A 14,925-nucleotide genomic window follows, 5' to 3' on the forward strand; every position below is an offset into this window, starting at 1 on the left:
TGATGCGATTTCGCCTGTCCCAGCCCCTAGAAGGCCGAGCCGGGCATTTCGCCGAAGCCATCGGCCCGCACCAGGCTCGCGATGGTGAGGTTGTAGGCCTGTACGACGCCGATCAGCACGGTCTGAGGATCGGCGGTGACGGCGTGCAGCAGGGCCCTGGCGTCGGCGGCATCATCCACCGCCGTCCACGGCGCGTGGAAGCGCTGCTGGTCGTGCACGTAGCTCAGGCTCACGGCGACCTTGCCGAGCACCGTCATGACGTCCTGTCCGGCCTCCGAATTGCGGGCGCCGCCCACGATGTCGTCGAGGATCGAGCCGACGAAGCGGCCGGAGGCGATGGCCTGGCGGACCTGCCCCGTCCAGTAGGCCAGGCCGCCGGCGTCCGCCGACCGGTTGAACAGGTTATTGTAGACGCTATCCAGGAAGCCGCCGATCTCGGCATCGCTCGCGCCCTGCGCGTGGTCGAGAAACGGATAAAGAGCCTTGGCCTCGCTGCTGGCCGCAAAGGCATCGGCAATGGCCGAGAACAGGCCGGCCTGGCCGAGGCGCGGCAAGCCGGCGTTGAACTCGCCGACCCAGAAGGCGAAGCCCTTGGCGTCGGCACCACGGCCGAAGAAGGTCGTGTAGGCGATCGCGACCTGCTGCTCCGCCGTCAGGGAGAAGAGATCGAGGGTGGCGCTTGGCGTCAGCCCGGCGATGTGGACGTCGACCGTTCGATACTCGCCGCCTGCGTCGCCGAAGGCGAGGTAACGGAAGCTGTCGGTGCCGGTGAACCCTTGGGCCGGGGTGTAGTCGAAGCTGCCATCGGCACCGACCGCCAGCGTGCCGTGCGCCGGCCCGTTCACCAGGCTCGCCGCCAGCTTCGATCCGCTGTCGTTGAACAGGACCCCATTGGCGGCGGTCATATGCATGGTCTGACCGGACAGGCCGGCATAGGCGTCGTCGTGCACCACCGTGGGCTGCGGCGGGCCGGCCGGGTCGTCATTGAGAATCGATCCGCTGGCCGATCCCGTAGCGATCGAGAGCCCGCCCGACGGGGCCGACAGGGTGAGCACGAACCCTTCGTCAGCTTCAAAGGACGTATCGCCCGCGACATTCACCAGGATCGTCTTCGATGTCTCGCCGATGCCGAACGTGAGCGTCCCGGCGGGAAGCACGCCGCCGGAGAAATCGGCTGCATCGGCCGGATGCTCTCCCGAGCCCGATGCGGCGTACGAAACGCTGTGCGGCACCGAGCTGTCGCCGGTCAGCGTCACCTCGAAGGTGAAGGCCGTTGCGCTGGAATCGCCTTCCGCCTTGCTCGCTGCCACGGCGCCAACCGAGACCGTCGCGTCGTCGTTGAGGATGGTTGCATTGGCGGTTGCTGCGCCCAGCACCAGCGCCGACGAGGCGTTGGACAAGACGACCTCGAATCCTTCGTCGAATTCGACCGCCGTGTCGCCGGCAACCAGGATGGTGACGGTCTTGCTGGTCTCGCCGGCGGCGAAGGACACGTTGCCGGTCGGCAGCGATCCGCCGAAGTCGGCGGCATCGGCGGCGTGCTCGCCAGACCCTGTGGCTGTCCAGTCGACCGACTGGCCGGTCGTTGCCGGCTGGTCGAGCGCCACGGTGAAAGTGAAGGCCATCGTCCCGGCATGACCCTCCGCCTTGGCGGCTGTCGCGGCGGCGATCGAAACCACCGACTTGTCGTCGTTCAGGATGGTGCCGCTCGCCAATGCGGTACCGACAGCAAGTCCGGCCGAGACATTGGACAAGGCGACGACGAAGCCTTCGTCGAATTCGACGATGGTGTCGCTGGTCACCAGCACGGTCACCGTCTTGCTGGTCTCGCCGGCAGCGAAGCTGACGCTGCCGGTGGGCAGGATTCCGCCGAAATCGACGGCATCGGCGCCATGGGCGCCGGCGCCGGCAATCGACCAATCGGCCGATTGGGCCGCCGTTGCGGCCTGATCGAGCGATACGGTGAAGGTGAAAGCCGTGGCGCCGGCATCGCCTTCGGCCTTGATCGCGCTGGCGGGGGCAATCGATACGACGGGCGTGTCGTCGTTCAGGATGGTCGCGACGGCGGTCGCGTTACCGAGCGTCAATCCGAGTGACGGGCTGGATAGCTCGACGGCAAGGTTTTCGTCGAACTCCGCCATCGTGTCGCCCCGGACCGAGACGCTGACGACGGCGCTGGTCTGGCCCGCCGTGAACGTCACGGTGCCGCCGGGCGAGGCATCGCCGAAGTCGGCGGAGTCGGCCGGATGGGCGCCGGCCCCCGACAGCGACCACGTAACCGTCTCGCCGCCGCTTGCCGGCTGACTCAGGGAAATCTTGAAGTCGAAAGCGGTGATACCGCTGTCGCCTTCCGCAAGAGCGGCCGCTACCGGCGCGATCGAGACCGTCGCGGAATCGTCGTTCTGGATCACACCGGTCGCGGCGGCGACGCCCAGCGCCAGGCCCGACGACGGGTTGGAGAGGGCGACCTTGAAGCCTTCGTCGAACTCGACGGCGATATCTCCCCTGACAGCGATCGACAGGATCTGGCTGGTCTCGCCGACGGCGAAGCTCACCGAGCCCGAGGGCAGGAGGCCGCCGAAGTCTGCCCCGTCTGCCGCATGTGCTCCCGAGCCCGATACCGCCCAGTCGATCGTCTGGGGCACGACGCCCGGCCGGTCGAGCGTCACCGCGAAAGTATAGAGAGTGGTGCCGTCATCGCCCTCGGGTCTGCTTGCCGACACGGCGGCAATCGACGCGATCGAGGTGTCGTCGTTCAGGATGATGCCGAAGGCCGATGCCGTCCCGAGCGCGAGGCCGGCCGACGGGTTGGACAGAGTCAGGACGGCGCCTTCGTCGAACTCCACCGTGGTGTCGCCCGAGACCGTGACCGTAACGGTCCGGACGGTCTCGCCGGCGGCGAAGGTCACGATTCCGGACGGCAGGGCGCCGTTGAAGTCGGCAGCGTCGGCCGGGTGATCGCCAAAGCCGGCGACGGCCCAGGCGACTGTCTGGGACGTGACGGAGGCCTGGTCGAGAACGATCGGAATCTCGTAGGAGATGGCGCCGCTGTCGCCCTCGGGCCGAGACGCGATCGCCTCGGCGATCGACACGATCGAGGTGTCGTCGTTCACGATCGTGCCGGAAGCCGACGCCGTTCCCGGCGTGAGGCCGGGCGACATGTTCGAAAGAGCGACGGAAAAGCCTTCGTCGAATTCCACGATCGTGTCGCTCGACACCAGCACCGTCACCATCTTGCTGGTTTCGCCGGCAGCGAAGGTCAGCGCACCGGCGGGCAGCGCGCCGCCGAAATCGGCCGCACCGGCGGCATGCGGACCGGAACCGGCGACGCTCCAGTCGAGGCTCTGGTCCGTCACGCCAGCCTGATCGAGGCTCACGGCGAACGTGAAGGCCGTCGTGCCGCTGTTACCTTCGGTCTTGCTGGCCGACAGGGCGGCGATCGAGACGATCGATTTGTCGTCGTTCCGGATGACACCAGTCGCCGTTGCGGTGCCGACAATCAGGCCGGCCGACTGGTTCGACAGGCTGACCATGAAGCCTTCGTCGAACTCGATCGCGCTATCGCCAGCAGCCGATATCTCCAAAGTCTTGACCGTGTCGCCGGCTGCGAAGGTGACCGTCCCGGAAGGCAACGATCCGCCGAAGTCGGCAGCATCGACAGGATGCGAGCCATTCCCTGTCACTGCCCAGTCGATGGTCTGGTCGGTTGCCGCCGCCTGATCGAGCGAGATCGTGAAGCTGTAGACGGTCGTGCCGCTGTTGCCCTCTTGCTTGTCGGTGGACTGGGCGAGGATTGCTACGGTTGAACGGTCGTCGTTGCGGATCGTGCCTGAGGCGGTCGCGGTATCGATCAGGGCTCCCGCCGAGGCATTCGACAGGGTGACGACGAAACTCTCGTCGAGCTCCGCGGCGGTATCGCCGTTCACCGCGATCGTGATCGTCTGCGTCGTCTCGTGCGCGCCGAACGTGACGATTCCCGAGGGCAACACGCCGCCGGAGAAATCGGCTGCCGAGGCGGCATGGGCGCCCGAGCCCGTAACCGCATACGAAACGCTGTGCGCTACGCCGGTATCTCCCGAGCGTGTCACCGTGAAGGTGAAGTTCGCGAGTCCGCTGTCGCCTTCGACCTGGTCGGCGCTGACAGCAGCGATGGCGAGGCGTGCATCGTCGTTCCGGATCGTCCCCGTTGCCTTGTCGGTTCCCAACACGGCGCCGCTGGATGCGTTCGACAGCGTGACGAGGAAGTTTTCGTCGGCTTCCACGACGTTGTCGCCTTGCACCTTCACCGTGATCGTTTGCACCGTCTGGCCGACGTCGAATGAGACGGTGCCGGACGGCAGCGTAGCGTTCTCGAAATCGCTGCTCGTAGCCGCATTCGCGCCGCTGCCGGTGACGGCGTAGGAGACGGTTCGAGCGACCGAGGTGTCGCCGGTCAAGCTCACCGTGAAGGTGAACGGCGTGAGGCCGCTGTGGCCTTCCGCCTGGTCGGCAGCGGTCGCCGCGATGGAGATCTGCGCGACCACGGGAACGCCCTGGCGGATGCTGAAAGTGAACAGCCCCGGCGTGGAGACGTTGCTGGCTGTCGGTAGCGCCAGCATCCCCGCCTGGTTGCCGCTTTGCGGCAGCTGATCGTAGTTTTCGCCGTCGCCCGAGGAATATCCGCCGACGGCCACCTGGCCGAACAGCCCGCCGTCTCCACCCGACGCGTCGCCGGTGGTCCAATTGATGGTTTCGTAGCGGAACTGGATGTCGAAATCGCCGGTCGTGCCGACCGAGATCAGGCGCAGCTGGAAAGCATTCAGCTTGTCGAGGTGCTCGTCGTAATACCCGACGTCGTCCCAGGTGGCGGTGAAAATGTGGCTCGCGACATCGAGATCGTACCACACCAGGTTCGAGCCGGTGGACGTGCCGCCGGGCGAGGCCACCGTGGTGCCGCTGCGCGTGTCGGTGTCTGCCCAGAAGGGAGCAATGATCGGAACGTTGGTCGAGGCCGTGATGGCGGTCGGAGTATACTCCTCGAGCGGCGTACCGAACGTCACGCTGCCATTGTAGTTGAGATAGAGGCCGGCATAGGTGGTGCCGAAAAAATTGAGGCCGCCGGGCATCACGGCGGTCAGGTCTATGAACAGCGAGGGCGAGTCGTCCTCTCGCGGCAATGCGCCTTCGCCGAAACCCGAAGCGCCACCGAGGCCGTTGATCAAGGAAGTTGCCATGTCAACCTCCAGACCGGGGCGCAGCCGGTCGAAAATCTGCCGTTCCGACTCCCGTTGCGTACGAACAAGGCAATGGACATCGAATTCACCTTCCCGTCGACAGCATAAGGTGCCGCCACCCTAGCGCTCCACCGACTTTCGCTTCACACCTTCCCTGTCAAATTGGAAACCGTTTTTACGGCGCCGTCAACGTGCCGACCGACTCGCCGACACGCTCGCAACAAGCGCTGGCGGCGTAGAATGCGCCCAAAAATTGAACTTACTTTGCGTCGTTCTCACATGCCGTGATTTTGACTCCGATCTGCGCAAGCGGTGAAATTACGGGGAATTTGCACAGGTCCACATGATCGCCGTTTGACGAAGCGGCAGTGAAATTAGTATTAGGCGTGTCGCGTGCTGGTTTATTGACCATTGCAGATAACCCGCTCAACCCAATCAACCATCAAAAACGAGAAAGTCGTCACATGCCGCGTCGAGCATCATTGAAGTCGATCGAAGCGAAGATTCGCGAGCTGCAGGCCAAGGCCGAAGCTCTCAAGGTGACCGAGAAGCCCGGCATCAAGCAGCTCAAGGCCGTGCTGAAAAAGTACAAGCTCACCGCTGCCGACGTCGGCGAGGCCATGGACGGCCGCAGCAGGGGCGGCGGCCGGGGAAGCGCCCTGAAGGGCAAGAAGGTGAAGCCCAAGTATCGCAACCCTGCCAACCGCGCCGAAACCTGGACCGGACGCGGCCTGAAGCCACGGTGGATGGTTGCAGCCTTGAAGGGCGGCAAGAAGCTGGAAGACTTCGCCATCTAGCCGGATGACGGCAAACGGCACGCAATGCCCAGCGTCCTGGTGTGAGTCGAGGCCCGGACGTTTCGGCGAATTCGAGAAGTAGTCGGGATGTGTGATGCGTGAGGGTGGCGGCCTGGGACGCTGCCGTCACCTTTCTGCGTTGTTTCCTCGCTCGCTCGCTCGTGGCACAGTCGCTGCGAGGAGTGGTCCCGTCGATGAAAGTCCTGTATCCGCTTTTGATCCTGATTGCCGGCGCGGCGAGCATGCCCGTGTTCGCCCAGGGGTCCGGCGGCATCTCGTCATCGGCGATTTCCCGCTGCGCCGGCAAGATCGGCTTCGACACGCGCCAGGCCGATCCGGCCTTCGGCTTCGTAGCGCTCGACGGCATGCCGTGGGTGACCATCGAGCGGACCGACGAGAAGGTCGGCGGCCAGCAGATCGTCACCACGGTGACCGGCACCGGCATGCGACAAAGGCGCGACGGTTCCTCGGTGCCGTTCCGCTTCACCTGCATGATCAACGAGAACGGCGAGGCGGTGGTCTTCCACATGAGCCACCTGCTGCCGCGCCTGGGCGATCAGCTGCCGCCCGCGGTCTCGGTTTGGGGGTCTGCCACCTATGCCGAGAAGGTGGCGCCGCCCCGCGGCGTCGAGCTGCAGGTGCAGTTGCTCGACCTGTCGAAAGGGGCGCCGGGCGAGATCGTCGCCGAGCAGGTCGTGCGCACCGGCTGGTCGGTGCCAATTCCCTTCACCCTGCGCCTGCCGAAGGACAGTGCCACGCCGGGACGCAAGTTCACGCTCACCGCCCGCTTGGTGCTCGGCCGCCAGGTGCTGTTCAGGCTCGCCGAGCCCCATGCGGTCACGGCTGCCGACCTCGGCAAATCCATCGATCTCACCCTGCGCAAGGTCGAGGGCAGCGGCCCACAGTAGAGCGGTTGTCCGGTCAGCGAATTTCCTGGGCCCGCTTGCCGGTGCGAATCGCTTCTTGTCCGGTCTCCCGGACATCAATGCAGCTTGCCGGCAAAGGTGGTGCTTTGGCGATTCAGGCGCATTTGTTGCGGATGAAGCTGCCGATCTCGATGCAACCGTCGCGCCCCTCCGACAGGATCGGCGCAAACAGCGGGAAGACGTGCAGCATGTTCGGCCAGATCGCCAGCCGCACCTCGACACCTGCGGTGTGCAGCTTCTCGGCGATTCGAGTCGCGTCATCGAGCAGCGTCTCCGCCGTGCCGACCTGGACCAGGAGCGGCGGCAGGCCCTTGAGATCGGCGTGCAATGGTGCGGCGAGCGGCGTCGTCGCCGCGGCGCTGCCGAGGTACTGCGCGGCGAACCATTTCAGGCTGTCCTTCTGCACCATCGGATCCTGGGCCGAGCGCGCCACCATGCTGTTGCCCAGGCCCTCGAGATCGACCCACGGCGAGATCGCGACGGCGCAGGCCGGCAGGCCGAGCTTCTGGTCGCGCAGGTTGACCAGGGTGGCGATCGTGAGCCCACCGCCCGCCGAATCGCCGGCGATCGCCAGCCGGTTGGGCGCGAAGCCCTGCTGCAGAAGCCAGCGCCATGCCTTGGCGGCATCCTCGATCGCGGCCGGGAAGGGATGCTCGGGCGCCAGCCGATAATCGATCAGCAGCACCCGCGCGCCGCAGGAAGCGGCGATGTCGTAGGCGAGGCGGCGATGCGTCGCCGGCGAGCCGATGACATATCCGCCGCCATGCAGGTAAAGGATCGCGCGCTGCGGATCGTGGCCGGGGGCTGTCACCCATTCCGCCGGCACGCCGCCGGCATCGACCTTCTCGCATTTGGCATCCGGCGCGCCGCCGAGAAACTCGGCCATCTTCTCGAATCGCGCACGCGCCTCGGCGACGACCGGCACGGCCGGCGCGGGCCGCGAGCGCAGCAGGGTAACCAGGGAATCGAGCTGGGCGATGGTCATGGTGATCATTCCTTTGGAACGGAAAGAGGATCAGGCGATTTGGGTAATCCAAGAGCTGCTGCGGCGCCTGCTATTTTGAGTATATGCTTTCGCGTCGCGAACCGAGGTTCTGTCATGTCAGCCCCTGCCAAGATTTCCCTGCTCGACGAAGTCAAGCTGCAGGCCGAGGTAATCCTGCCGGTGCTGCGCGCCCTGCGCGCCGAGCTCGGCGTGTCGCGTGCCGATGCCATCGTCGGCGACGCACTGCGCCGGTGGGCGCGCGATCTCTATCATCGCATCGGCGAATCCAAGCCCGGCACGCGGCGCGAGAAATGGGATGCCGTGTGGGCCGAGGACATGCGCCCGCGTATCGGCGATGCCGTCGAGCGCGAGATGTTGCGAGATGATGGGTCGGCCCGCGAGTACAACATCACGCGTTGCCGGTACGCCGAATTCTTCAGGAGCCTGGGCGAACCGGAGCTCGGTGCGATCTTGCTCTGCGACTCCGATTTCCATATTGCCGATGTCGGCGGCGAGAACGTCGAGTTCAAGCGAACGCAGACCATTATGCAGGGCGCGCCCTATTGTGATTTCCGGTATCGCTTCAAGTAGGTCGGGCGCCGCTTCTTGTTCTCCAATCCGGCTCTGCTGACAGCTCAGCCGCGGAGGAGAATGATCCCTGTGGAAGCGCTTGCGCCGGGGAAGCGTTTGGTCGGAAGGTCTCGTCGAGAGCGTTCGTGGGGAGGAAGGGCGTGCCGGAAAGCGGGGCAGAGGGTTACGATTACATCGTCGTCGGTGCCGGATCGGCCGGTGCAGTGGTAGCCAACCGGTTGTCGGCCGATCCGCGCAACAAGGTGCTGCTGCTCGAGGCCGGCCCCGCCAGCAATCCTTGGTCTCGGCTGCCGGTCGGCTACGCCCGCCTGCTGACCAATCCTGCCGCCAACTGGCTCTACAGCGCCGAACCCGAGCCCAGCACCAACGGCCGCCGCCTGCCGGTGCCGCGGGGCCGCCTGCTCGGCGGGTCGAGCGCCATCAACGGCCTCGCTTTCGTGCGCGGGCAATCGCACGACTACGACACCTGGGCGCAGCTCGGCAATCGTGGCTGGAGTTATGCCGACGTGCTGCCCCACTTCAAGCGCATGGAGAGCTACCAGGGGGCCGGAGACGACGCCTTTCGGGGGCGCGACGGTCCGCTGCGCGTCACCAATCCCGAATCGCGTGACCGCATCTTCTCCACCATCATCGCGGCGGCGGGCCAAGTTGGCATAGCGCACAACCCGGACTACAATGGGGCGCGCCAGGACGGCATCGCGATGAGCCAGGCGACGATCGCATCAGGCCGGCGCATGAGCACGGCGCAGTGCTATCTGGCGCCGATCACCAGGCGCCCGAACCTCCGGATCGAGACCGGTGCCGTGGCCGACAGCCTGCTGCTCGACGGCCGCCGCTGCGTCGGCGTGCGTTACGCAGTCGGCGGCGAAACGCGCGAGGCGCGCGCCGGCCGCGAGGTCGTGGTCAGCGGCGGCTCGGTGAACTCGCCGCAACTGCTCGAGCTCTCCGGCATCGGCCAGCCCGAGCGGCTCAAGGGACTGGGCATCGCGGTGCGCCACGACCTGGCCGGTGTCGGCGAGAACCTTCGCGATCATTACGCGCCGCGCACGCGCTGGGCGATCGGGACGAAGGGGATCACCTTCAACGACCGCGGACGCGGCCTCGGTCTCGTCTGGCAGGCTTTGCGCTACGCCTTCACGGGCAAAGGCCTGCTCGGCATGGTGGGGGCGCCGCTGCGCGCCTTCGTGCGCTCGCGCGACGGGCTCGAGGCGCCCGACCTGCTGCTCGGCTGGGTGCCAATGTTCACCGAGCCCGGCCCGCGCGGGCCGCGCATCGCCCGTCAATCCGGCATGACCTGCTACGCCCATGTGATGCGGCCCGAGAGCCGCGGCAGCATCCACGTCGTCTCGGCCGACCCGCGCCGGCCGCCGGCGATCAACTTCAACTTCCTGTCCGCGCCGATCGATGCCGAGCTCACCGTGCGCGCCGTGCGCATCGCCTGTTCCATCATGACGGCGCCGGCGATGGCGCCGCTTCAGGTGACGGAGGTCGCGCCCGGCGCGCAGCGCCGCAAGGACGACGAGATCATCGACTGGGTGAAGCAGGTCGCCGAGACGACCTACCATCCGGTCGGCACCTGCAAGATGGGCAGCGACCGCATGGCCGTGGTGGATGCGCGCCTGCGTGTGCACGGCATCGACGGGTTGCGCGTCGCCGACGCCTCGATCATGCCGACGCTGACGTCGGGCAATACCAATGCGCCCTCGATCATGATCGGCGAGAAGGCGGCCGCGATGATCCTCGACCCGGCCGCCTGAGCGAATGAAGGGCGCGGCCGACGACGAATGGCACGCCGGTTGGCACTATCTCCTGTAGCGCTGCCACAGGCCGCGCAGGCCGACGGCGAGGGCGAGCGCGGCACCGATCAGGAACCCGGTGTCGTAACCGCCCGTGAGAGCGAGGGCGGCGCTGAACAGCAGCGGCAGGACCAGGGAGCCGGCATCACCGAAGGCCAGCACCGCGCCGGTCGTGGCGCCGATGCGGCCGACCGGCGAGAGGCGGGCGACCTCGGCCAGCAGCACGCCATGCCAGCTCACCGCGGTGACGCTGAGCAGGGTGGCGACGATGGTCGCCGCCCAGGTCGGCCAGGTCGGATCGATCAGCGCGGTCAGCACCGCGGCGCCCGCCATGCCGATGCCGAGCCAGGCGAGCAGGACGGCCGGCCGGACGAAGCGCGAGGCAAGCCAGCCCCAGCCGATGCGGGCCGGCACGGCGATGGCGACGGCGATGGCGAATACCAGCCCCGAGCGTTCCAGGTCGTAGCCCAGGCCGCGCACGAGGTAGAGCACGAAGAAGCCGGTGAACAGCGACTGCAGGCCGACGAAGCTGAACATCGCCAGGCAGAGGGCACGCAGCGCCGGATCGCGCACCACGCTCGCCACGTTGGCGCGGATGTCGGCCGGCGACAGCGACTGGCCGGGATTGCGATCGATGTCGAAACGGGCGCGCAGCGGCTGCAGCGCGATCACCGACAGGCCGCAGACGAGGGCGATCAGGAGCACGGCCGTGCGCCAATCCGTCATCGCGACCAGGGCTGGCGCCACGATGCCGGCCACCATCAGCCCGGCCGGCACGCCGGTCTGCTTGATCGAGAAGACCAGCGGCGCCAGCCGCGGCGGCGACAGGCGGCCGAGCAGGTGCGAGCTCGATGGTGTCGATACGGCCTGGCCGAGGCCGGCGACCATGGCGCCCACGGCAAACAGCGGCAGCCAGCCGACGGCGATCACGGCGAGGCCCAGCCCCAAGGCGGCCATGCCGACCTGGGTCATGCGCATGGCGCCGTAGCGCAGGATGAATCCGCCGCAGCCCAGGGTCGTCAGGAAACCCGCCACCGAGCCGATGGCGAGGTAGACCCCGACCAGCGCCGGATCGATCTTCAGATCCGCGATGATGGCGGCGGCAATCAGCGGCACCGTCGAACGTCCGACGGTCGCAAAGGTCTGCTGCACGAACATCGCGCCGAGCGCGAGGTAAAGCGTGAAAATAAGCGGGCTCCGGCAATTCGAGTCGGCGTGGCCAACAGTGCCGCGATGGCATCGCAATGTCGACGGAATCGTCTTCGATGACGATCAGTTCGCGCGTCGTTTCGCAGGGCGCCGAGGAATTCTGGGCGACGAGTGTGCGGACTGCCCTTAGATTGGACGGCTGATGAAGAACTACCTGCCAATGCACACCGGCAAGAAGACTCCGGCCCAGCTGATCAATCGCGCCTGGCGATCCCTCCAGAAGGGCGAATTCGACAAGGCGGTGTCGGCCTGCCGGGCCGTGCTCGACTCCCAGCCCGATCAGTTCGACGCCACCTATGTGATGGGTGTGGTGCGTCTTCAGCAAGGCCGCATCGCGGAAGCGGCCGACCTGCTCGGAGCGGCCTTGCGCATGCGTCCGAACGATGTTGGTGTCCTGCTCAACTACGGAAACCTGTTGGCCAAGACCGGTCACCCGCAGGACGGCCTCGTGAACTACGACAAGGCCATTGCTCTCAGGCCCGACCTGGCCGAGGCCCATGTCAATCGCGGCAACGTCCTTCTCGAACTGCACCGCAATGAGGACGCCCTGTCGAGCTACGAGCAGGCCCTTGCCCTGAAGCCCGAGGCTGCCGACGCGATTTACGGTCGCGGCAACGTACATTTTCGCGCGAAGCGATACGACGAGGCGCTGGCGCAGTACGATCAGGTTCTGGCGCTCAGCGCCAACCACGCCCACGCGCACAATCAGCGGGGCCGCACGTTGTTCCGCCTCGGACGTTTCGACGAGGCTGCGGTCAGTCACGCCAAGGCGGTCGCCCTGATGCCCAGGAACTCCGAGTTCCACACCAACAACGGTACGGCGCTGCGGGCGCTCGGCCGGCTGGTCGATGCCGATGCCAGCTACCGTCGGTCGCTGCGCCTCAACAAGGCGCATGTGCCGATCAAGGGGGACATCGGCATCATCGAGATGGACGGGATGCGCTCGCTGCATCTCGGAACGCCGATCAGCCAGTCCACGATGCGCATCGACCGGCCGTTCGAGCTGATCCATTCCTACCGTCGTGCCCTGATGAGCTTTCTGTTGTTCGCTCCCCGCGCGCGCGACGTGCTGGCGATCGGGCTGGGCGGCGGGTCGGTGCCGAAATTTCTTCACCGCTTCGCGCCCGGCATTCGCACGCGGGTGGTCGAGATCGACGCCGACGTCATCACGGTCGCCCGCAGCCATTTCGAGGTGCCCGACGACGACGAGCGGCTGCAGGTGATCCGCGGTGACGGGGCGCAGTATCTTCGCGATCACCCGGGGAGCGCCGATGCGCTGCTGCTCGACATCTTCGACGGGCTGGGCACGCCCCGGAACCTCTACTCCCAGCGGTTCTTCGACGATTGCCGGATGGCGCTGACCGGCAGCGGCCCCGCGCTGATCCATCTGTGGAGCTTCGACGCACAGTTCGACCTCTTTGTCGAACGCATCCGCCGAAGCTTTGCCGGCAGGATCCTGAAGATGCCGTTGGGCGACAGCGACAGCATCATCGTCGTGGGATTGCCCGCCGGGCTAGGCGAGCCCGCATGGGCCACTCTGGCCGAACGGGCGGCGCTGCTCGAGACGACCTATGGCATCGAGTTCGGGACGATGGTCGACGGTCTACGGTCGGCCAATCCCCCGCCGGAGGGTGATGCAAGCGCTCTGGTCCCCCTTCCATCGACTGCTTGAGGCCGGACGGCGCCATAACTGTTGGTTATGCGGTTCATGATGGGATTGATCGTTTCGGCATGCTGGGCGCTTGGCTAGACTTGCAGGCGGCGACAGAAGGCGTCGATTGCGCCAGCCCTGCCAGGGACCTCGAGGGTCTGAACGGAGGGCGAGCGCTCGCCGCCGATTGGCGGTATTATCGGTGGCCGCAAGAACGGATCGCACAGGAGTGCGGAGGAACCCAAGCCGGGAGATTCGAGACATGGACAAGCCAGTTACGCCACGGGGCATCAATCACCTCGTTCTCAACGTTCGCGATATCGAGGAATCGCACCGCTTTTGGACCGAGATCGTCGGCTTTCGCCAGGTCGGCGAGATCAAGCCGACGCCGCAGCGTCCCAATCCGCCGAAGATGCGCTTCTACAGCGGCGTCCGCGAGAACGGCGACAGCCATCATCACGACATCGCCCTGGTCGAGAACCGCGACCTGCCGGCGCCGCCCAAGGAATGGTCCATGTTCGGCATGCCGGTTGCCGTCAATCACATCGCCATCACCATGCCGGATCGCGAATCGTGGATGAAGCACCTGGCCTATCTCCAGGCCAAGGGCGTCAAGTTCGACCGCCGCGTCGAGCACGGCATGACCCACAGCCTCTACATCCACGATCCCAACGGCTATGGCGTCGAGTTCGTGTACGACCTGCCGCGCGAGGTCTGGGCCGGTGACATCGATGGCGCGCTGAACTGGGTCAAGGTCCTGCCGACCGAAGGCGCCGAGGCGCTGGAGGATCGCACGCACGGCGTTCCGAAGTTCGGTAGAGACAAAGTGCCGGCGGAGTGATCTCGGCCATGGCCAAGCGCAAGAGCGTGAACGGCAAGCTGCCGCGCCACGAGAACCCGATCCCCAATGCCAGCCGGATCGGCAACGTCATCATGTCGAGCGTGATCGGCGGCACCAATCCGGGAACGCGCGATCTGCCGGAGACGCTGGAGCAGCAGATCGCCAACGTGTTCACCCATATCCGCCATGACGTCGAGGCGGCTGGCGCCAGCGTCGACGACATCATCAAGATCACCTTCTGGGTGAAGAACCCGGCGGCGCAGCGCGCCGCGCTGAACGGCGAATGGGTGAAGATGTTCCCTGATCCCGAAGCGCGGCCAGCGCGCCACACCCTCACCCTCCCACCCGACAGCCGAGCCTTGATCCAGGCCGACTTCACCGCCGTCGTCGGCTGAGGCTTCACTCTCCTCCCCAGCGTCGCTGGGGAGGTGGCCCGTAGTACGGGCCGGAGGGGTCATGCTCTTGGCCGGGAGCGCGCCACTCCAGTGGCGTATCGTCGCCTGAATCGAAGGATGAGTGCGCCAGAGAGTGGCGCGCTCCCGGCACGAGAGTCATGGCCCTCCGCCGCCGTAGGACGGCGGCACCTCCCCAGCCGAGCTGGGGAGGAGGAACGAGACCCCAAGGACCCATCCGCATGCTCGATTCGGCAACCATCGATGTGATCGCCCGCGCCTATGACGCGGCGGAGAAGGGTCGGCACAGGATCAGGCCGCCTTCCGTCCGGTATGAAGGGGTCACGGTCGACGCCGCCGACGCCGCCCAGCGCCGTTGGGTGGCGCTGAAGGCTACCGGTGGCAACGAGATCAAGGGCCACAAGATCGGATTGACCTCGCGGGCCATGCAGCACCAGGCCAACATCGATGAGCCCGACTACGGTCCGCCGGGCACGATCACCAGCCGCTTCGTGTGACGGGGA

The 14,925-nt window shown here is 66.4% G+C and carries 11 protein-coding genes; 8 read left to right on the top strand and 3 right to left on the bottom strand.

Going from position 1 to position 14,925, the window contains the following annotated elements; all coding sequences use genetic code 11:
* Positions 1–26: 26 nt before the first annotated feature.
* Positions 27–5,213 (bottom strand): Calx-beta domain-containing protein, encoded by a 5,187-nt coding sequence (locus tag ACILR9_RS16005; RefSeq protein WP_395710943.1) that lies wholly within the window; start codon positions 5,211–5,213, stop codon positions 27–29.
* Positions 5,214–5,581: 368 nt separating this feature from the next.
* Between ACILR9_RS16005 and ACILR9_RS16010 the strand changes: the two genes are divergently transcribed.
* Both ACILR9_RS16010 and ACILR9_RS16015 read left to right on the top strand, forming a co-directional pair.
* A complete protein-coding gene (locus ACILR9_RS16010; RefSeq protein ID WP_395710944.1) occupies positions 5,582–6,010 on the top strand; it encodes an H-NS family nucleoid-associated regulatory protein in 429 nt (142 codons plus the stop codon).
* Between the two features lie 194 nt (positions 6,011–6,204).
* Positions 6,205–6,918: a YbaY family lipoprotein gene (locus ACILR9_RS16015; RefSeq protein ID WP_395710945.1), complete on the top strand. Its 714-nt coding sequence runs from the start codon at positions 6,205–6,207 to the stop codon at positions 6,916–6,918.
* 112 nt (positions 6,919–7,030) lie between these two features.
* On the opposite strand, the gene ACILR9_RS16020 is transcribed toward ACILR9_RS16015, so the two are convergent.
* Positions 7,031–7,921 (bottom strand): alpha/beta hydrolase, encoded by an 891-nt coding sequence (locus tag ACILR9_RS16020; protein ID WP_395710946.1) that lies wholly within the window; start codon positions 7,919–7,921, stop codon positions 7,031–7,033.
* Positions 7,922–8,035: 114 nt separating this feature from the next.
* On the opposite strand from ACILR9_RS16020, the gene ACILR9_RS16025 reads away from it, so the two are divergent.
* Positions 8,036–8,512 (top strand): L-2-amino-thiazoline-4-carboxylic acid hydrolase, encoded by a 477-nt coding sequence (locus ACILR9_RS16025; protein ID WP_395710947.1) that lies wholly within the window; start codon positions 8,036–8,038, stop codon positions 8,510–8,512.
* Between the two features lie 140 nt (positions 8,513–8,652).
* Positions 8,653–10,269, top strand: a complete 1,617-nt coding sequence (locus tag ACILR9_RS16030; RefSeq protein ID WP_395710948.1) for a GMC family oxidoreductase — start codon at positions 8,653–8,655, stop codon at positions 10,267–10,269.
* Positions 10,270–10,314: 45 nt separating this feature from the next.
* Here the strand turns inward: ACILR9_RS16030 and ACILR9_RS16035 are convergent, their stop codons facing one another.
* A complete protein-coding gene (locus ACILR9_RS16035) occupies positions 10,315–11,460 on the bottom strand; it encodes an MFS transporter (protein ID WP_395710949.1) in 1,146 nt (381 codons plus the stop codon).
* 199 nt (positions 11,461–11,659) lie between these two features.
* Between ACILR9_RS16035 and ACILR9_RS16040 the strand changes: the two genes are divergently transcribed.
* The 4 genes from ACILR9_RS16040 to ACILR9_RS16055 all read left to right on the top strand — a co-directional run bounded on the left by ACILR9_RS16040 (position 11,660) and on the right by ACILR9_RS16055 (position 14,919).
* Positions 11,660–13,189 (top strand): tetratricopeptide repeat protein, encoded by a 1,530-nt coding sequence (locus ACILR9_RS16040; protein WP_395710950.1) that lies wholly within the window; start codon positions 11,660–11,662, stop codon positions 13,187–13,189.
* A gap of 241 nt (positions 13,190–13,430) precedes the next feature.
* On the top strand, positions 13,431–14,009 hold the full coding sequence (locus tag ACILR9_RS16045) for a VOC family protein (RefSeq protein WP_395710951.1): 579 nt from the start codon (positions 13,431–13,433) through the stop codon (positions 14,007–14,009).
* 8 nt (positions 14,010–14,017) lie between these two features.
* Complete coding sequence (locus ACILR9_RS16050) at positions 14,018–14,404, top strand: RidA family protein (protein WP_395710952.1); 387 nt, start codon at positions 14,018–14,020, stop codon at positions 14,402–14,404.
* Positions 14,405–14,643: 239 nt separating this feature from the next.
* The gene (locus ACILR9_RS16055) at positions 14,644–14,919 is read left to right on the top strand and encodes a hypothetical protein (RefSeq protein WP_395710953.1); all 276 of its coding nucleotides are present in this window, start codon (positions 14,644–14,646) and stop codon (positions 14,917–14,919) included.
* The last annotated feature ends 6 nt before the right edge of the window (positions 14,920–14,925 follow it).

Source organism: Reyranella sp. (assembly GCF_044224635.1).
Classification (GTDB): domain Bacteria; phylum Pseudomonadota; class Alphaproteobacteria; order Reyranellales; family Reyranellaceae; genus Reyranella.